This is a genomic window from Kribbella sp. NPDC005582 (assembly GCF_040605415.1).
Lineage (GTDB): Bacteria > Actinomycetota > Actinomycetes > Propionibacteriales > Kribbellaceae > Kribbella.
Genome location: NZ_JBEXCU010000003.1, coordinates 295,389 through 314,217 on the forward strand (window position 1 = coordinate 295,389; position 18,829 = coordinate 314,217).

15 protein-coding genes and 2 pseudogenes are annotated in these 18,829 nt (G+C 68.9%); 10 read left to right on the forward strand and 7 right to left on the reverse strand.

The window, feature by feature from the left end; translation table 11 throughout:
• Positions 1-9: 9 nt before the first annotated feature.
• Positions 10-462, forward strand: a complete 453-nt coding sequence (locus tag ABZS29_RS19250) for a hypothetical protein (RefSeq protein WP_355463602.1) — start codon at positions 10-12, stop codon at positions 460-462.
• 27 nt (positions 463-489) lie between these two features.
• On the forward strand, positions 490-906 hold the full coding sequence (locus ABZS29_RS19255) for a hypothetical protein (RefSeq protein ID WP_355463603.1): 417 nt from the start codon (positions 490-492) through the stop codon (positions 904-906).
• Between the two features lie 232 nt (positions 907-1,138).
• Here the strand turns inward: ABZS29_RS19255 and ABZS29_RS19260 are convergent, their stop codons facing one another.
• Positions 1,139-2,407, reverse strand: coding sequence for a S8/S53 family peptidase (locus ABZS29_RS19260; protein WP_355463604.1), 1,269 nt, complete (start codon positions 2,405-2,407; stop codon positions 1,139-1,141).
• Between the two features lie 86 nt (positions 2,408-2,493).
• Here ABZS29_RS19260 and ABZS29_RS19265 point away from each other — a divergent pair, with 86 nt between their 5' ends.
• The 3 genes from ABZS29_RS19265 to ABZS29_RS19275 all read left to right on the forward strand — a co-directional run bounded on the left by ABZS29_RS19265 (position 2,494) and on the right by ABZS29_RS19275 (position 6,171).
• Positions 2,494-5,067: a CHAT domain-containing tetratricopeptide repeat protein gene (locus ABZS29_RS19265; RefSeq protein ID WP_355463605.1), complete on the forward strand. Its 2,574-nt coding sequence runs from the start codon at positions 2,494-2,496 to the stop codon at positions 5,065-5,067.
• Positions 5,068-5,131: 64 nt separating this feature from the next.
• The gene (locus ABZS29_RS19270; protein ID WP_355463606.1) at positions 5,132-5,707 is read left to right on the forward strand and encodes a sigma-70 family RNA polymerase sigma factor; all 576 of its coding nucleotides are present in this window, start codon (positions 5,132-5,134) and stop codon (positions 5,705-5,707) included.
• Positions 5,708-5,712: 5 nt separating this feature from the next.
• Positions 5,713-6,171 carry a hypothetical protein gene (locus ABZS29_RS19275; RefSeq protein WP_355463607.1) on the forward strand — a complete coding sequence of 153 codons (459 nt, stop codon included), beginning with the start codon at positions 5,713-5,715 and terminating at the stop codon, positions 6,169-6,171.
• A 25-nt stretch (positions 6,172-6,196) separates the two neighbouring features.
• On the opposite strand, the gene ABZS29_RS19280 is transcribed toward ABZS29_RS19275, so the two are convergent.
• Positions 6,197-7,645, reverse strand: a complete 1,449-nt coding sequence (locus ABZS29_RS19280; RefSeq protein WP_355463608.1) for an alkaline phosphatase PhoX — start codon at positions 7,643-7,645, stop codon at positions 6,197-6,199.
• A gap of 177 nt (positions 7,646-7,822) precedes the next feature.
• On the opposite strand from ABZS29_RS19280, the gene ABZS29_RS19285 reads away from it, so the two are divergent.
• The 5 genes and pseudogenes from ABZS29_RS19285 to ABZS29_RS19305 form a co-directional block, all read left to right on the forward strand.
• Positions 7,823-9,073 (forward strand): histidine kinase, encoded by a 1,251-nt coding sequence (locus ABZS29_RS19285; protein ID WP_355463609.1) that lies wholly within the window; start codon positions 7,823-7,825, stop codon positions 9,071-9,073.
• On the forward strand, positions 9,070-9,723 hold the full coding sequence (locus ABZS29_RS19290) for a response regulator transcription factor (protein WP_355463610.1): 654 nt from the start codon (positions 9,070-9,072) through the stop codon (positions 9,721-9,723). Before ABZS29_RS19285 ends, ABZS29_RS19290 begins: the two co-directional genes overlap by 4 nt.
• A gap of 85 nt (positions 9,724-9,808) precedes the next feature.
• On the forward strand, positions 9,809-11,377 hold the full coding sequence (locus tag ABZS29_RS19295) for a DUF222 domain-containing protein (RefSeq protein WP_355463611.1): 1,569 nt from the start codon (positions 9,809-9,811) through the stop codon (positions 11,375-11,377).
• 12 nt (positions 11,378-11,389) lie between these two features.
• Positions 11,390-11,523: pseudogene (locus ABZS29_RS19300) on the forward strand (transcription termination/antitermination protein NusA); the annotation flags it as partial.
• A gap of 100 nt (positions 11,524-11,623) precedes the next feature.
• Positions 11,624-11,746: pseudogene (locus ABZS29_RS19305) on the forward strand (transcription termination/antitermination protein NusA); the annotation flags it as partial.
• 931 nt (positions 11,747-12,677) lie between these two features.
• Here ABZS29_RS19305 and ABZS29_RS19310 read toward each other — a convergent pair.
• From ABZS29_RS19310 to ABZS29_RS19330, 5 genes are all read right to left on the reverse strand, one after another.
• The gene (locus tag ABZS29_RS19310) at positions 12,678-13,112 is read right to left on the reverse strand and encodes an alpha/beta hydrolase (protein WP_355464405.1); all 435 of its coding nucleotides are present in this window, start codon (positions 13,110-13,112) and stop codon (positions 12,678-12,680) included.
• Positions 13,113-13,142: 30 nt separating this feature from the next.
• The gene (locus tag ABZS29_RS19315) at positions 13,143-14,084 is read right to left on the reverse strand and encodes an alpha/beta fold hydrolase (RefSeq protein WP_355463612.1); all 942 of its coding nucleotides are present in this window, start codon (positions 14,082-14,084) and stop codon (positions 13,143-13,145) included.
• A gap of 163 nt (positions 14,085-14,247) precedes the next feature.
• Positions 14,248-15,708, reverse strand: a complete 1,461-nt coding sequence (locus tag ABZS29_RS19320; RefSeq protein ID WP_355463613.1) for a DUF4832 domain-containing protein — start codon at positions 15,706-15,708, stop codon at positions 14,248-14,250.
• 11 nt (positions 15,709-15,719) lie between these two features.
• A complete protein-coding gene (locus ABZS29_RS19325) occupies positions 15,720-17,456 on the reverse strand; it encodes a DUF4832 domain-containing protein (protein ID WP_355463614.1) in 1,737 nt (578 codons plus the stop codon).
• A gap of 109 nt (positions 17,457-17,565) precedes the next feature.
• Positions 17,566-18,708 carry an ROK family transcriptional regulator gene (locus ABZS29_RS19330; protein ID WP_355463615.1) on the reverse strand — a complete coding sequence of 381 codons (1,143 nt, stop codon included), beginning with the start codon at positions 18,706-18,708 and terminating at the stop codon, positions 17,566-17,568.
• Positions 18,709-18,829: the final 121 nt, after the last annotated feature.

The window sequence follows — 18,829 nt, forward strand, 5'->3', positions numbered from 1 at the left end:
GGATCTGCGATGGCGGTATTTCTGTTGCTCGTTGCGGCGGGGTTCTCGGTCGCCGGCCTGATCACCGGCAACGACACGCTGCTCCGGATCGGCTGGGTCGTCTGGGCGTTCGGACTGCTCGGCCTGTTGCTGCGCCGGCTGCGCGGACGGCGCAAGTTCCGCACAGTCGAGGAGGCGCAGGCGGCCGCCGAGGCAGGTAATCCGCACGCGCTGCGGTCGCTGGCGTCGGTCGCGAAGCTGAGCGGCGACTTCGTCGAGGCGGAGCGGCTGCTGTTGCTCGCCGTCGACCGCGGCGACGTCGAGGCGATGTGGGACATGGGCCGGCTCTACGACCTGCGCGACGGCGATCTCGTGGCCGCCGAGCCATGGTTCCGGATGGCCGCCGAGCACGGCCACTTCTTCGCCAAGCGGCTGTTCCGGCCCGGGCACGCCCTGAACATGGACGGCACGAACTCGCTCTGACCGCGGATCACTGGCAAGGGGGGACACATGTTCACGATCATCGCGTTCTTCGTGTTGGTACTGGCGGTTGGTTTCGATGTCGCCAGTCTGTTCACCGGGAACGGCACCTTGCTGTGGATCAGTCTGATTTTCTGGCCGATCGGACTGGGTTTCGCCGCGGCGGGCTGGGTCGTGGACCGGAAGAGGTTCCGCACGCCTGTCGGCGCGCATCCCGCCAAGGTCCGCGAGCTCGCGCTGGTGGCGCGGAGGGAGGGCAACCGGAAGGCGGCCGAGCGGTTGCTGCAGGCCGCCGCCGGCCAGGGCGATGTGGATTCGATGTGGGAGCTGGCGGTCCTCGTGATGGAGCGGGACGGCGTGGCCGCCGGCGACCGCTGGGTCCGGGCGGCGGCGCGGAAGGGACACACCCTCGCCCAAGCCTTCCTGGACAGCCAGAAAAACTTTTGAAATTGGCTGTATCACCGGTACGGCGCCCCGACTCCGCACTTATGGAACGCCGTTGAACTGCTTCCGGGGGGAAGGCAGGTCAACGGTCTCCGTGGGGGGAGGGGCTGACGCGGTGCGCGAGGAGTTTCGGTGGTCAGGCCGAAGCTTCTCCGCATCGCGTCAGCGCGTTGCACCGGTCGCCGTTCCCTGCCAACTCACCTGACTGAGCTGGCAGGGGACGGCTTTCCTGCGTCTAGGGCGTGCTGTTCAGCGCGTCGCCGGGCTTGAGTACCGGGCCGACGTCCAGGACTGCCTGGCCGAGTGCGAACGCGAGCAGACCGTCGGCGGCCTGCAGGGCGTTCTCGCCGGTCCGCGACATCCGGCCCGCGATCAGACCGGCCACCAGCGGCGTCGCGAACGACGTACCGCTCCAGCGGGCCATGCCGCCGAAGTTGCGCACCTCGCCGGTGTGCGGCGGTTCGGTGCAGTGGTACTCGCCGGTCAGGAACGCGTTGATCAGGTTCTCGCCGGGCGCGTAGACGTCGACCCAGCCGCCGAAGTTGCTGAACCAGGCCCGCTCACCGCCGTTCTCGGCGAGAGCGCCGACGCCGACCGTCTCCGGGAAGGCTGCCGGCCAGAAGTAGTCGCGGGTGGATTCGTTCCCGGCCGCGGCCACCAGGACCAGGCCGTTGACCCGGTTCAGCCGGGTGCTGATGAAGACGTCCAGGCCGAGCGGCGGCAGGTCGAACCTCGTCCGCGTGCCCGCCGACAGGCTGATGATGTCCGGCGCCAGGTCGAGCACCTCGTCGAGCGCCTCGGCCAGGTCGAACTCCCAGATCGCACCGGCGGTGGTGAAGTAGCTCTTCACCACGACCTCGGTCTCGCGGGCCATCGAGCGCAGCACACCGGCGATGAACGTGCCGTGCCCGGCGTACGGCTTGATCAGTCCGGCCGAGTCGAACGCGCTCTCCGGGTCACCGGTGACGCCGGTCAGCCAGTCCGCCGCAGGCGCGTCCGACCAGCCGACATCCAGTACGACGACCTTGACGCCCTTGCCCGTGGTCGACTTGTCGTCGATGAACGGGCTCGGCGGCGTCTTCGCGTCGATCTCTTCCGGCTCCGTCGCGGGGCACGGGCTGACACTCGGTACGACGTAGAACAGGTGCTCCGGCGTGACGACACCGCGGCCGAGCCGGAGGTCGGCGTACTTGAGGAAGCGCATGGTGGGGGAGCGGTCCTCCGGCGCTCCCGGCGGCACGGTCGACGGCAGCTTCAGCCGGTTGACCCCGCCGATCCCACCCTCGCCGCGGGTGCCGCCGCCGAACAGCCTGATCACGCGCTCGAGGTCCTCGTCCCGGACCAGCACGAAGCCGGCGTGGTAGAGGTACTCGGCGCCGACGTCCTGCCACTTGGCCGGGAAGACCTCGACCTCCTTGCCGAAGCTCTTGAGGATCAGATTGATCTGCGCGATGTACCTCTGATCACGCTCGCCGGACGGATAGTTCGTGCGTTCTTCGGTCATGGAATGGCGCCCCCCTCGAATCACTGCAATGGTCGAGTCCGAGTCGATATCATTCCACTCTGCCGGCGTACTTGGGGGAAACTCGCATGACGGTTGCACCCGAAGACTTGCTACCGCTGGCGTTGTCGCGTCCGCACGACGCGATCACCGCGGCGCGGTCGCTGCTGGCGACCGAGCCTGCCGCGGCGGCCGCATCGATCGCCCACCAGGCCAGCGGGATCGGGTTTCGCCAGCTCGGCGAGGTGGATTCGGCGATCCGCGAGCTCCGCCAGGCGCTCCGGCTGGCCGAGGAATCGGGGCTGCCCGAGCGGGAGGCCGACGTACTGGCCACGCTGGGAGCGACCCTCGGCCGGGCCGGCCGGAGCCGGGAAGGCCTTGCCCGGCTGGACCGGGCGGTCGAATTAAGTCGGGGTGCGCTGGCGGGACGGGTGCTGCTGCGGCGTGCCGATGTTCTGCTGGTGCTCGGTCGGCATCAGGAAGCGCTGGACGATCTGCGACTGGCCATCTCGCGACTGCGACGCTCCGGCGACCAGGTCTGGGAGGCGCGGACGCTGAACTATCGCGGCTTCATTCACTTGGCACGCGGCGGGACCCGGCAGGCGGATGCGGACTTCGAGCAGGCCGGTCAGCTGTATGCGGCGGCCGGGCAAGAGTTCGAGTACGCCGAAACGCGGCAGAACCGTGGTTGGGTCGCGTTCCTGCGTGGTGACCTGCCGACGGCATTGCAGCTGTTGGAGGAGGCAGCGCAGAAGTACGAAGGCGTCGGCGTGGTCTGGCCGGACCTGACGATCGATCGTTGTGCGGTGCTGATGGCTGCCGGACTGACTGCCGAGGCGCTCACCGAGGCGGATGAGGCGATCGGCCGGATGGAGCCCGGCGGGGTGCCCGCGACCAAGCGCGCCGAGGTGCTGTTCACTGCAGCGACGGCTGCGCTGGCGGCGGGCGATCAGGCCACGGCGCAGGAGCGGGCCGAGCGGGCTCGCCGGCTGTTCTCAGCGCAACGGCGTCCGTGGTGGTCGGTCCGGGCCTCGATGCTGCAGCTCGAGGCGCAGTACCGGTCGGGCGAGCGAGGACCGGGATTGCTGCGTCAGGTGGTCCGGACCGCCGGTCGGCTGGACGAACTCAGTACGGCGGAGGCTTCCGCGGCGCACCTGTTGGCCGGGCGGTTGGCGCTGTCCGAGGGACGCGCACGGACTGCGGATCGGCAGCTCGAGCTGGCCGGCCGATTGTCGAAGGATGTCCCGCCGCCGGTCCGGAGCGCTGCGTGGCTCGGTCGCGCGTTACGGGCGGAGGCTCGTGGTGAGACCAGGCGGATGCTGACCGCCTGCGGTCGTGGCCTCGACGCGCTGGACGAGTACCGGATGATGATGGGCGCGACCGAGCTGCGGGCCCGTACGACTGGTCACGGCGCCGAGCTGGCCGAGCTCGCCCTGCGGGAGGCGCTCGGCCGCGACGACGCCCGCGGTCTGTTGACCTGGGCCGAGCGCTGGCGCGCTACCGCGCTGACCGTTCCACCCGTTCGCCCACCCGGCGACGAGCAGCTGATCAGCGACCTCGCTCAGCTGCGCGACGTCGTACAGAGGCTTGAGGCCACTCCCGAACCGTCGCGGTCCCCGTCGCTGGAGCGCGAACGCCGGCGCCTCGAAACAGCAGTCCGGGACCGGGTTTTAAGGGCCCAAGGCAACGTTTCTGCCGCGGTGGAAGTCTTCGACGCAGCGGCGTTGCACGAGGCGCTAGGTGACACCGCGCTCGTCGAGTTGATCGATGTCGGCGGGACGTTGCACGCGGTGGTGGCGGCTGGGGGCGAGCTCAGGCACTTCGAGATCGGGACTTTGGCTGCGGCGGCGGTTGAGGTCGAGCGGTCCCGCTTCCGGTTGCGCTGGTTGGCGCACGGGCGGTCGCGTTCGGGGCCGTCGCTGGAGGTGCTGGGTGCTCGGCTCGGCGCTGCGATTCTCGGGCCGGTGCAGGAGGTGCTGGGGGAGCGGGCGGTGGTGATGGTTCCGCCGGCGAGTCTGCAGGCGGTGCCGTGGGCCTTGATCCCGGCCTTGGCCGAGCGCCCGGTGAACGTCGTACCGTCGGCCGCGATGTGGTTGCGCGCGCGGCAGTTGCAGCCGCCGGCGGACCGGCGGGTCGTGCTGGTGCTCGGGCCGGGCCTGACGGCGGGGCGGGCCGAGATCAATCGGCTGACCGAGCTGTATCCGAAGGCGGTCGTGCTGCGCGACGGCGATGCGACGGCCGAGCGCGTGCTGCACGAGTTGGACGGTGCATGGATCGCGCACATCGCGGCGCACGGCACGTTCCGGGCCGACAGTCCGCTGTTCTCGTCACTGCGGCTCGACGACGGGCCGCTGACCGTGTACGACTTCGAGCGGCTGCGGCGAGCGCCGTACCGGCTGGTGTTGTCGAGTTGCGACTCCGGGCTGGCCAAACCGGTCGGTGCCGACGAGCTGCTCGGGCTGAGCAGCAGTCTGGTGCCACTCGGCGCGGCGGGCATCCTGGCGAGCGTCGTACCGGTCAATGATCTCGCAACGGTTCCCTTGATGGCCGCTGTGCACGATCATCTGCAGGCAGGTCGTTCACTGGCCGAAGCGTTCGCCCTGGCCCGCGGTACGGCGCCGGAGGACGCGGCCGGCCGGTCGTTCGTCGCACTCGGCGCGTGAGCGGCTTGTATCAATCGGCGACCCAGGTCGCTCCGTAGCAGTATCGGGGGGAAGGAGAACAGGCATGCGGGACGATCCGGTCGTCGTCGCACTGGTGACGAGGGCGGTGGGCGGCGACAAAGGCGCGTGGGACGACCTGGTGGAGCGGTACGCACCGCTGATCTGGGGCATCGGCCGGCGGTACCGGCTGACCCAGGCCGATATCGACGATGTCGGCCAGGGCGTCTGGTTGCGCCTGATCGAGCACCTGCCCAGTCTGCGAGAGCCGGCTGCGCTGCCCGGCTGGATCGCAACCACCACGCAGCGGGAGTGTTTCCGCCTGCTGCGGGCGTCCAGCCGGGTCGATCCGGTGGATCCCGCCGAACAGCACGACGCGGTCGAGCCGGCCGTCGCCGAGGAGGAGGTGCTCCGGCACGAGCGGCGCACGATCGTCCGGAACGCGTTCGGGCAGTTGTCCCAGCGCTGTCAGTTGCTCTTGGCAATGATGACGAAGGACCCGCCGACGCCGTACGACGAGATCAGCCGGCAGCTGGCGATGCCGGTCGGAAGTATCGGGCCGAACCGGGCCCGGTGCCTGGAGCGGCTCCGCCGGACCCCGGCCCTGGCCGGCCTGGCCGACCATCGAGAGACAAGGAGGTGAGTGGGATGACGGAGACCGACTGGAACGACGACGGCCAACTGCTCGAAGCGCTGCGGGATGCGCTGACCGAGGAGGTGCCGAGAACCTTCATCGACGCGGGCAAGGCCGCCTTCGCCTGGCGGACGATCGATGCCGAACTGGCCGCACTCACCTACGACTCGGCCTGGGACACCGTCGAAGCGGCGCCGGTCCGGTCGGCCGAGAGCGCGGTGCTGCGATCGCTGACGTTCGCCTCCGAGGGCTGGACGATCGAGATCGAGCTCACGCCGGAGGGTTTGCTCGGCCAGCTCGATCCACCGGCGGCCGGTGAGATCAAGGCCAGCACCGACGACGGCGTACTGGCCACGGCGCGGATCGACGAGCTCGGCTTCTTCGTACTCAAGCCGCTGCCGAAGGCGCCGTACCGGCTGGCCTGCACCCCCGACGACGGCCCGACGATCCTGACCGGCTGGGTCACGCCGTAGCGCGACCCAGCGCGGGCGTTGCGCTTCAGCCCAGGTATTCGTGCCACGGGCCGGTGATGGCCAGCGTGATCCCCGGGGTCTGGATGTTCACGAAGAGCACCTTGCCGTCGGCCGAGAAGGTCGGCCCGGTGAACTCCGAGTCGTTGAGCTGGTTCCGCGCGATCGCGTACGTCGGACCACCCGGTACGGCGCTCAGCACGTGGCTGGCGGCGTTCCCGTCCTCGGCCAGGATCAGCGAGCCCCACGGGGTCACCGTGACGTTGTCCGGACCGTCGAAGTTGTAGTCCTGGTACTTGGCGTCCGCACCCTTGTCGGCGGCCGCGCTCTCCGGGAAGTACGTGACGAGCTGGATGGTCTTGTTCGCGTAGTTGTAGAACCAGACCATGCCGTCGTGCGGGACCGCGTCGGCCGGGACGTCCGTCGTACCGGAGGCGGCGTACGAGTTGACGACGTACACGCCGTGCTTGGTGCCGTAGACGCCCTCGAACTTCTTGCCGCGGGTGATCTGCCCGTCGGTGAACTGCTTGCGCACCGAGGTGGTGGTGCCGTCGCGGTCCGGAACCTTGACCCACGCGACCCGGAACGGACGCAGCAGCTGCGCCGAGGTCAGGTACGCGACGTCGGGGATCGGCTTGCCGTCGTCACCGAGGATGGCCAGTGCCTCGAGAGTGCCGAAGTCCTTGTCCTGCAGGTCCTTCCAGCTCCGCGAGCTCAGCCGGTACCCGTGCGGAGCCGTCCAGCGGTAGAACGTGCCGTTCGGCCCGGAGGCGTCTTCGGACAGGTAGATGTGCTGCCGGTCCTCGTCGATCGCCAGCGCCTCGTGGGCGTAGCGGCCGAGCGCCTTCAGCGGCACCGGGTTCGCGGTCTCGCCGTCGCCCCAGACCTCGAAGACGTACCCGTGGTCCTTCAGCCGGGTCGTGCCGTTGGCCTTGTTCTCGGTCTCCTCGCACGTCATCCAGGTGCCCCACGGCGTCGGACCGCCGGCGCAGTTGGTCAGCGTGCCGGAGATCGCGACCCACTCGCCGAGGTTCTTGCCGGTCCGGTCGACCGAGATCACCGTGCAGCCACCGGCCGCACCGACACCGGCGTCGTACACGGTGCCAGGGATCTGCGGTACGCCGAGCGCGCTGTTGCCGCTGATCTCGTGATTCTGGATCAGCCGGTAGCTGTCGTGCCGGCCACCCGGGAAGACAGCGGTGCCGTCGTGCGAGTCCGGCGTCGGCTGCCCGGACTTGAGCTTGGTCTCACCGGCCTTGGTGACGATCCGGTACTTGAACCCCGGCGGCAGCGCGAGCACGCCGGCCGGGTCGTCCAGCAACGGCGGAAACGGCTTGTGCTGCGGGAACGGCGAGTGCTGGCCATGCGAAGCCGGAGTGGCCTCGGCAAGGGTCGGCATGGAACCAACGGTGGCGAAACCGACACCGGCGGCGCCGGCAGCGGCGCCACGCAGGACGGAACGACGATCGACGGACATGGAGCTCCTTGGACGCTGTAGGTGGAACGTCTCGATCCTCCCCCGGCCACCGCTGCCATTCGGCAAACGCAAGCTGAACAACGCGCATCCCGGAAGTGGGACTAGTGCGTCTTCGCGGCGGCCCGTGACGATGTCGTCGCACGCCGCGAGAAAATGAGGGGAGCCTATACTCACGAGGTGCGGATCGAAGCGTGGATGCGGTCGCACGTGCTGACGGTCGACGTGATCCTCGCTGCGGCGCTTCTGGCCGCCGCTACCGTCTTCGGTCTCGTGGTGCATGCCTCGGGCCCCTACTTTGTATTCTCTTGTCTGCTGCTGATCCCGTTGGCCGTACGGCGTCGCCGGCCGGTGTGGTGCTTGGTCGTGATCGCGGTCGCGGCGTTGGCGCAGTGGCTCAGCGTACGTGGGACGGTGGGCGCCGTACCGGCTGATGTCGCCGTGCCGCTGGCTGTTCACGCTGCTGCCGCCTACGGCCCTCGGTGGGCGCGGCTGGTTGGGCTGCTTGCGGGACTGGTGGGTGCAGTGCTCGGCGGTGTGGAGTGGCCGCGCCTCCGCGACTCGCTGGTGTCGCATCTGGTGGTTGGCGGCTTCCTGGCGAGCACGGTGATCGCGGCCTGGGCTGTGGGCACCATGCAGCGTGTCCGGCGGTCGCAGGTGGAGGCTCAGCGTGAACTGGCGGTGCTGGCCGAGCGAGCCCGCATAGCGCGCGAGATGCATGATGTGGTCGCTCACTCGTTGGCTGTGGTGATCGCGCAGGCGGATGGTGGTCGGTATGCCGCGCGTTCCGTGATGGGCGCGGGTGGGGGCGGGGTGGGAGCCGCGAGTGGGGTGGTGGGTGGGGATGGGGATGGGGCGGTGGTGCCGGTGGTGGGTGGGGATGGGGATGGGGCGGTGGTGCCGGTGGTGGGTGGGGATGGGGATGGGGCGGTGGTGCCGGCTGCTGCGAATGGGGTGGCGGCTGCTGTGCTGGCGCTGGAGACGATTGGGGCGCACGCTCGGCAGGCGCTGGGGGACACCCGGCGGATCCTCGGCGTCCTGCGCGACAATCCCGAACTGCCGGTGGAGCCTGCGGCGGGTCTGGCGGACCTCCCGCCGTTGGTGTCGCGGGTGCCGGGTGCGACGCTCTCGGTCGAGGTTGACGAGGTCGAGCCTGGGGTGGGGCTGGCGGCGTACCGGATCGTGCAGGAGGGACTGACGAATGTGATGAAGCACGCGGGTCCGGATGCTCGGGCGGAGGTGACTGTGCGCTCGACGCCTGGTGGGCTGGAGGTTCTGGTAGCGGACGACGGACTGGGGCCGGGGGACGGGCAGGGGTTCGGGTTGCTCGGTATGCGGGAGCGGGTGGCGGCGTACGGTGGATCGGTGCAGCTGACCGAACGGCGAGCCGGTGGGACGTTGCTGCGGGCAATCATTCCGGTGGCGTCGTGATCCGGGTCGTGCTCGTCGAGGACCAGGTGATGGTGCGCGCCGGGTTCCGGATGGTGATCGACTCGCAGGACGACCTGTCTGTGGTCGCCGAAGCGGGCGACGGTTTCACTGCGGTGGCGGAGGTACGGCGTACTCGGCCGGACGTGGTCGTGATGGACATCCGCATGCCTGGGCTGGACGGAATCGAGGCGTGTCGGCAGGTGAGTGTGCTGCCGTCGCCGCCACGGGTTCTGATGCTGACCACCTACGACCTCGACGAGTACGCGCTCGCCGCGGTCCGCGCAGGCGCCAGCGGCTTCCTCCTCAAGGACGCACCGCCCGAGGACATGCTCACCGCCATCCGCACCGTCCACGCCGGCGACGCCGTACTGGCTGCCTCGACTACTCGCCGCTTGCTCGACCAGCTCGCACCGGCGCTCGATCCCGTTGCAGTCAAGGCGATTGAGGCTCTGACCGATCGGGAGCGCGAGGTGCTGATCGCGGTCGCGCGTGGTTCGTCGAACGCCGAGATCGCTGCCGAGCTGACGGTCTCCGCCGGGACCGTGAAGACCCACGTGAGCAACGTGCTCGCCAAGCTCGGCGTCCGCGATCGCGTGCAGGCCGTCGTACTCGCTTATGAGGCTGGGCTGGTTCGCCCCGGACGCCGCTAGCCGGATTCTGTGGATAACTATTTCCCTTGAAAATAAGGGGTTCTGGCTTTGAAAACTGTCGGTGGGGGTGTCTAGAGTTGTCGGTATGGAACTTCTGGGGCAGCGGCCGGTGTGGTCGATGGATGGCAGCCAAGCGCTGTCCGCCGTCGACTCCATCGAGGCGTTGGTCGCCCAGTTGAAGACCTACCAGCTGCAGTTGATCGGCCGGCTCGACGAGATCGGTCACGCGCAAGAGCTCGGCGCCCGCGACACCGCGGAGCTCGTTGCCTTGCGCTACCGCATGGACCGCCCCGAAGCGCGGCGCCTGGTTCGGCTGGCGCAGGCCCTGCCGAAGTATCCGGCGGTCGCTGAAGCACTGCCGGACCCGAGCACTCCGGTACCGGCACCGGACGGCACGGACGACACTCTCCCGCCAGAGATCCTTCTGCGGCCCGACCAGGCTGCGGTGATCGTCTCGGCGCTGGAGAAGGTGCCCACCACGGTCTCCGTCGACGAGTTGCGGGTCGCGGAGGAGCAGCTGGTCGGCCTGGCCCGGCTGTCGTCCCCGAGCGAGCTGCGCAAGGCTGCCCAACTGGTCCGCGATCTCCTCGACGCCGACGGCCCCGAGCCCGACGAGCAGAAGGCCTACGCCCGCGAGCGCCTCAACCTGGTCAACGACGAGCACGGCGTCAAGTTCACCGGCTACCTGGCCAACGACAATGCCGAGCGCCTCCGCGCCGCCATCCACGCCGGCGCCCGCCCCCACCGCACCGCCGACGGCGAGCTGGACCCGCGCTCCCGCGAGAAGCGCCAGGCCGACGCCCTCTCCAGCATCCTGAGCATCGCCGCCGCGGTCACCGACGCCGGCCTGACCCGCACCTCACACACCACGCCGGCAGACACCTCGAGCGACCCGGCTACGCCGCCGTGCGAACCGGCCGCCGCCGGGCAGTGGGTCCCCGGCTTCGGCGCCAAAACCAACCTCGTCGTCACCATCGACTGGCAAGACCTCAAGGCAGCCACCCCCAACGCCATCGGCAGCACCGTCTACGGCGGCGGCCTGTCCGCCGCCACGCTCCGCCGCCTGGCCTGCGACGCCAAGATCATCCCGCTGGTCCTCGGCTCGAAGTCCGAACCCCTCGACGTAGGCCGCGCCGAACGCCTGGTCACCCTGGGCATGCGCCGAGCCCTCAACACCCGAGACCAAGGCTGCGTCATCTGCAACGCCCCACCTGTTCAATGCGACGCCCACCACCTCATCTCCTGGATCGACGGCGGTACCACCGCCGTCAGCAACCTCGTGCTCCTCTGCCGCATGCACCACGTAGACCTCCACGCCGGCAAATGGATCATCACCATCGTCAACGACCAAGTCCAGGTAGCCCGCCCCAGCTGGGCCGACCCACCCTCCCGCGGCCCCAGTCGCCACACACCCACCGGCACCGCCCGTGCCGAGGCCTGCGCTTCCACCGAAGTGCAGCCCCACAGTGCGCACGCCCACGCCCACGCGAGCGAACCCGCCGCCCGGCCAACAATCGACTCCCGGACAGCAACCAGGCAGGCCATCTGGGGCGAAGATCCACCCGCCCAACCTCCCACCTGGCGAGCCTTGCTGGCTGACCCCGACCCAACCTTCAACCCCTGGGCCGATCCAACCCCCACCACGGCCGCCTGACGCCGGGCTGCCGGCAAGATCGAGGCCGTGCTGCCGGCGCCGGAGCAGGTCCGGGGGAGAAGTACGAGCACGGTTCGCGGCTGCGGGTCTACGTGGTCGGGGTCCGCAAGGGCTTCAAGGGCCCGCAGATCACGGTCAGCCGGACGCTGTGGCCTGACGCCGCCCACGACAGAAGCACGGTCTGCCGTCCCCACCACATCCGGCTCCACCACCACGTCCATCATCGCCTGAACCAGGCTTGATCGAGGCGTGCTGCCGGCGTCGGAGCAGGTCCCGGGGGAGAAGTACGAGCGCGGTTCGCGGCTGCAGGTCTATGTGGTCGGGGTCCGCAAGGGCTTCAAGAGCCCGCAGATCACGGTCAGCCGGACGCTGTGGCCTGACGCCGCCCACGACAGAAGCTCGGTTTGCCGTCCCCACCACATCCGGCTCCACCACCACGTCCGTCATCGCCTGGTACAGGCTTGGTCGCCACCGGTACTTCGTCCATCTCAGCAAGATCCCGCGGGCGCTGGCACGAAGGCTCCGGATCCGTCATCGCCTGGGACAGGCTTGGTCGCCACCGGTACTTCGTCCATCTCAGCCAGATCCCACGGGCGCTGGCGACGAAAGCTCCGACCACAGGCGAGCCCCGCCAACGCAGTTCAAGTCCCGCACCACCAACCGACGGCCGTCAGCTACCGGGTGGGCCTCATCCACCAAACGGCGGCCGCCAGCTGCAGCCAACAGAAGGCCAAATATCAGCAGCACCGCCACCTCAACCACAGCCCGGCAACCACGGGCGACGCAGGCTCGGTCGCCGACAGCACCAGCACCTCAGCCACAGCCCAGCCCACCGTGTGCCTCAGTCGGCCGTGAGCGGCCGAGCGGCCGCCATCCAACCGCCATCCGACCGCCTGCAGCGCTCGGCGGATGGGGTGGAGTCAGCTGGCGGGTGAGCTGACAGCTGGCGTTGGCGGATGTGAAGCGGGCGATGGGCTGGTCGTCTGCGGCAGGGCTAGCTCAACCACAGCCCGGCAACCACAGGCAACGCAAGCTCATTCGCCGACAGCACCAGCACCTCAGCCACAGACCAGCCAGCCATCTGCCTCAGTCGGCCGCGAGCGGACGGGTCGCCGCCGGCTGGTTGCTGTGGCCTCGAGTAGGTGAGGAGTGGTTGTTTCGTGTGGTGTGTGGCAGGCCAGGTGACCGGTCAGCCGCGAGACCGGTGGGCCGGGGGAGGGGGAGGAGGTTGGTGGAGGGGTGAGTGCGTGGTGGTGAGGTCGTGCGAGACGGATGGTTGCTTGCTTGCGGACCTGCTGGCTTACCCAAAATCTTGGTTTGGCTCGGGGCAGGTTTGGTCGGTGGGAGGCAGGGCGTTGGTGGTCAGGTAGGTGGCTACGGCGGCGTCCACGCAGGGGGAGGCGCCGTAGACGCCGTGGCGGTAGGTGTTGGCGAGGGTCACGAGGCGGGAGCCGGCGAGGGCTTGGTGCATGGCTAGTTGGCCGGGGTAGGGGGTGGCTGGGTCGCCGGTGGCGGCGAGCATGAGGACGGGGTGCGAGGTGGCGATGGTGGTGGGCGGCTCGATGGGAGTGGTCGGCCAGAAGGCGCAGGGACTGATGTCTCGGGCTAGCGGGCCGTAGAGGGGCTCGGTGAGGCGGTGGGCTTGGATGTCGCGGTAGTAGATGGCGGGGTCTCGGGGAGCTGCGCGGTCGGCGCACTGGTTGGCGACGGTGGCGCTGAAGCCGAAGGCGGGGATTACTTCGGGGAGGTCGTAGAGGGCGAAGCGTTATTCTTGGAGTGGGGTGGGGGTGACGGGCAGGCCGTTGGCAGCGTCGCGGTAGACGCGGACGGCGGCGGAGAACTCCTGGTACGACGCGTCTTCGTCGTCGACGGTGAGGAGCAGGCCGGGAAGCATGGCCTCGGTGACCTCGTGGCTGCCGACCTGGATGGGGTGCCGAGCGAGGACGGCAGCGATCTGGTCGATGGTGGCCAGGACCGCGGTTCGGCTGGCCCCGAGGTCGGGGGTGTGGGTAGCGGCCCACCTTGCCCAGTCGGCGAGGGCAGCAGCGTCGGCGGGCGCGGTTGAGCGAGTCCAGCGAGGGCCGTAGGAGTCAGGGGCGTGCGAGCTGTCGAGCACGACCCGATCAGCCCGGCCGGGGAACATCTGCAGGTAGACCGCGCCCAGATACGTGCCGTACGACGTACCGAAGTAGGACAACGCCGGTACGCCGAGCGCAGCGCGGACGCGGTCCAGATCGCGAGCGATGTTGCGGGTCGATGCGTAAGGCAACAGATCCCGGTACGGCGCACACAGGGAAGCGAGCTCGCGGGCGACTGAGACGCTGTCGCGGAAGGCGGCACGTGTTGGACTCGCGTACTGGGCGCTGCGGAGGTAGCGGTCGGTCCGCCAGCCGCACTCGAGGGGTGCGCTGAGACCGAAGAAGCGCGGGTCGACACCGACCAGATCGAACTGCGCGGCCAAGGCGGGGCTCTTGTCCAGGAAGAAGTTGATGCCTTGGCGGGAGGCCTCGGGGCCGCCGACGTTGACCACCAGCGTGCCCCTGCTGGGCTGGGTGGCCGCCCGGCGCGCGATCGCGATCGAGATCGTGCGGCCGTCCGGGCGGCGGTAGTCGAGCGGTACGGCGACCTCGGCGCACTGCGCGCCGACGGCATCGAGAGAGCCGCCGGTCTCGTCGGCCGGACCGGTGCTGCACCGGTGCCAGGTCAATTTGTTGCTATTAGCAACGGCTGGGGAAACGCCAAGGAGACAAAGCGCCATGGCCGTACCCAGAAGTAGTGTTCGCCTCATGCCGAGCAGCGTAGGTCGGGCGGCCCGGCCGGCGCCTCTGCCGTGCGACGGATCCGGCCTCCGTCGCACGGCAGAGAAGGCATCACCTCGAGACGGTGACCTCCTGGCCGAGGTCGTTGTAGCCGGTCGCTGCTTGCCAGGTGCCGGTGTTGGCCAGCTGGACGGCGTAGATCGGGTTGAAGGCCGGCGACTGCAGGCGCGGCGACGGGTCGGCGAGGTTCAGCAGCAGGCGGTAGCGGCCGGGTGCGAGTGGCGCGCGGACGGTCGTCTTGACGGTGGTCGTCGTACCGGCTGCCCAGAGACGTGGGTCGGCGGGGAGGTTGACTCGGTAGGTGTGCTTGTCGCTCTGGAAGATCAGTTGGACCTGCCGGCGGTGGTACGGCGCGGCCCAGCCGTCGTTGCGGATGTCCAGCCCGACCTGTACGGCGCCGCCCGGGCGGGTCTTGGCGGTGTAGGTGCCACGCACCAGCGAGAACCGGTAGCCGAGTTTCTGCTTGGCGGTGGTGATGTTCGAGCCCCAGCTACCGAGCACGTCGGGGTGGTAGTCGGTGTTGAGGAAGGAGAAGTGCAGGCGGGCCATCTCCGCGGCGGCCGAGTCCCAGTCCGAGCGTGGCGAATTCACCGCGCAGGTCTCGCCGCCCTCGGGGACGTAGTTGGTGTCCTGGGCAACGAAATCCTTGTCGAGTTCGATCGGGTCACTGAGGTAGGTGCCGAAGTCGTCGGGGCTGGCGAGGAAGCAGTCGTTGTGGTGACCGATGCGCGCGGCCGGCGAGCCGTCGTACGCCTGGTCAGCCGAGAGCGCTCCCTCGGTTCCGGTCGGCAGGCCGAGCATGCGTTGTTTCATGTACGGCGTACGCACCTGGACCATCAGATCGCGGGGGAGTGCTCTCAGCAGCGCCATCACGACGGCACGGCGGTCGGCCCAGTTCTGGTCGGAGACCTTGCTCGGGTCGGCCGGGTCGGCGAAGTAGTCGGTGTAGTAGCCCTCGCCCCAGAGTCCGACGAAGCCGGACTGCACGAGGGCGATCACGTCGGCGTTTTCGCGCAGGATCGGCGTGAGTTGCTGGATGTGCTTGAGAACGCGCTGCACCGGAGCATCGCCGTACGGGATGGTGGGCGGCCAGCCGGCGGGCTGGGCGTAGGCGAAGCGGACGAGCACCTTCACGCCGGCCGCGCGGGCGGTACGGAAGTCGGCGCGGACGAGGTCGAGGTAGGCAGGGTCGAGCTTGTCCAGGCCGGCGAACTTCTCCAGGTAGAAGACCCGGAGAATCTGGGTGACGTTCTCTTGGGTCCGGAAGTTGCGCAGGGTGGCCACGTCGAGGGGGACGTAGCCGGAGCCGTCGGCGCGGTAGTGCGTCTCGGTGTGGTGGTAGAAGCCACGCTCCTGGTTGGCGATGACGGCGTCGCTCGCCGTGTAGTTGCGAGTGACGGTCGGGTCGCGATGTGCGTCGGCGAGCTGAGCTGGGCCGAGCAGACCGAGTGCCAGCGTGGCACCAACTAGGCGTAAGAACCTAGCGCGGAGCGTGGCAGACAAATGCAGCACAGGGGGATCTCCTAGCTGATCGTGATGGTGTGCAAGAGCGAGTTCATCCCGGTCGACGGCTCCCAGGTGTTCTGGTTCGCCAGCCGGATCGAGTACTCCGGCCGCGTCGAGAGCAGCGGATCGGGCAGGTTCAGCAGCAGCTGGTACGAGCCGGTCGGCAGACTCGACGGCACGGTGAGCGTCTGCGAGACCGTGGTCGCCGTACCGGCCGTCCATCGCCGCGGGTCCGAGCTCATCGCCAGCTTGTAGTTGGTGCCGGTCGACGTGTTCCGCAGTACCAGCTCAAGACCTCGGGCGTTGTACGGCGTCGCGTAGCCGTCGTTGCGGACCGACAGCGACACCGGCAAACTCCCGCCGCGGACCGCCGAGGTCGGGAAGGTCCCGGTCTCCAGACGGAGGCGGTAGCCGAGCTTCTTGGTGACGTCCGCCAGGCAACCGCCGGAGTTCCACGAGTTCAGCACGTTCGGTTCGTAGTCGGTGTTCAGGTAGGACCAGTGGAACTGCGCGAGCTCAGCGGTCGCCGTCGGGCAGCTGGATCGCGGTGCGTTGACGCCGCACGTCTCGCCGCCCATCGCGACGTACTTCGTCTCGTCCTGCAGGTACGGATACTCGACCGACGTGTTCTCGTAGGTGCCGTAGTCGTCCGGACTCGCGAGGAAGCAGTCGTTGTGGTGCCCGATCCGTGAGGTCGCGGATCCGTTGTAGGCGTCGGCGGACTGCACGGCCGTCGTCGTGTACATGGTCCGCTTGAACTTCGGCGTCCGCAGCTGCACCATCCGGCTCGACGGTACGACGCTCAGCAGCTTGTCGACGACCGCCCTCCGGTTCGCCCAGTCCGTCGTACTGACGGTGCCGGCGTTGCCGAAGTTCTGCGTGTAGTACCACTCACCCCAGGCTCCGATCAGCCCGGCCTGGACGACGGCGATGACGTCCTTGCCGGAGCTCAGGTACGGCGCCAGCTGGTCGAGGTGGGCCAGCACGCGAGCCTTGGTCGCGTCGTCCCCGGCCGTCGAGGTCGTGTACGCGAACCGCAGCACCATCTTCATCCCGGCGGCCCGGACGGTGTCGAGCTGCTGTTGCAGCTGGTCGAGCGCGGCTTGTGCGATCGCGCCGTTCTTGTACTCGGCGAGGTAGAAGACGCACATCACCAGAGAGATGCCCTGACTGGTTCGATAGCTCTGCAGAGTGCTCACCGAGAAGTCGGACTTATCGCAGTCGCCGGTGTGGTGGTAGAAACCGCGCTCCGGGTTCGCGAAGTTCTCCGTGCTCGCCGTGTAGGCGACAGAACCACCACTGCTATAGACCTGCGTGTACTTACTGGAGGTCTCCATCGGCGACTCGACCTGGAAGATCAAGTCGGCGTCGTTCGGTGAGGCGCTCTCTCCCAGATCCGCCCGATCAACAGTCCACCGTGCAACCCCGCTCACGGCCGAGAAGGTGACGGCCTTCACCAGCGTCCAGCTCCAGCCAGTACCGGTGCTCCGATAGAGGTTCCCGTTCTCCAGTAAGTAGTCAGCGCCCACCGAGCCTTGGGCATAGCCGGTCGCCGTGGAACGGTCGGTGTCCACGTAAACCCGCTGGTACGCCGGCGTGCCGGTGAACGAGTACTGGTAGGTGACGGTGGTCGCGGTGTTACTCGCGGAGCCACCGCTGATCGTCGCACCGGCAGGGGAGACCACCGCGAAAGCGGTCAGTAGTCCGCCGACGGTGACACCGGTCAACAGCCGCAGAGCCTTCGGGAGTCGCATGGACGGTTCCTCTCGCTGGGCGGGGCGATGGAATAATCATGGACTCCACGGAAACTGTGTCAAGAGTTCACAACTAGGTAGTTTCGAGCAGCTTTGATCAAGACGCTGCTCAGAACATGAGCGCCGCGGCGGTCGCGGGAGCGTCGCCGTACAGGGTCGACTCGACCTGCTCGACCGCCAGCCGGACCGCGCCGAGCGCCACACCTTCGTCCGCGAAGGCCGAGACCCGGATCTCCGGCGTCCGCAGGCACCACCGGTCGAGCTCACGCCGCAGCGGCTCGACCAGTACGTCGGCCGACCGGGAGAAGCCGCCGCCGATCACGACGAGCTCCGGGTCCAAGGTGAGTACGAGGGCCGACGTACCGATGGCGATGTCGCGGACGTAGCCGCGGACGGCGCGGAGCGCGGCGCGGTCGCCGTCACGGGCGGCGAGGAAGACGCGCTCGACCGGTTGGCCCGGGCTGAGCCAGCCGTGGAGGTGCTCCGGAGCACGCTCCCAGCCGACGGCGGGCAGCGCGCCGATCTCGCCGGACGAGTTGGCGAAGCCGCGGTGCAGCTTGCCGTCGATGATCAGCCCGGCGCCCGTGCGCAGGCCGGCCAGCAGGAACACGACGTCCTTGGCGTAGCGGGCGACACCACGCCAATTCTCAGCCAGGGCTGCGAGTTTGCAGTCGTTCTCGACTCGAATCGGCCCACCGACGATCCGCCGCAACTGCGCGACCAGGTCGACACCGGTCCACTCGGGCAGGGAGTCCGACAGCATCACCTTGCCGGTGCCGTCGACCAGCCCGGTCGTCGCGACGCCGGTCGCCCAGATCTGCCCGGCGGTCGCGTCCGCGCCGGCCAACGCGGACGCGATGCAGTCGTCGACAGCTGCCAATCGCTCCCGCCGGCCGGCCTCCGGCGCCACCGGGATCCGGGCCTGGTGCAGGACGTCGCCCTCGAGATCCGTGACGACGGCCAGCACCTTGTGGCCGCCGATGTCCACGCCCAGCAGCCGCCCGGCATCGGCGCGAAACCGATAGCGACGGGCGGGCCGCCCGACCGTGCCGGCCGTCGGTGAGACCTCGCTGATCCAGCCGCGGCCGAGCAGATCCCGGACGACGTCCTCGGTCGAGGCGCGCGACAGGCCGGTGCGCTTCGCGAGCTCAGTGACGGTGAGCGGCGCATCGGCGCGCAGAACCCGCAGAGCGGCGACCACATTGAGTTGCCGCAACCGTTGCAGGTCGCCACCGGACAGCGTCTCGCTCATCAGCCCTCATCCGATTACTTAGGAGTCCTGGATAACTATAGGGACGCCGAGCGGTCCGGCAGCTGAAACGAGGCGCGCCAGCCCTTCCCAAAACCCCATGACAACGTTGTACGTTGGTGCG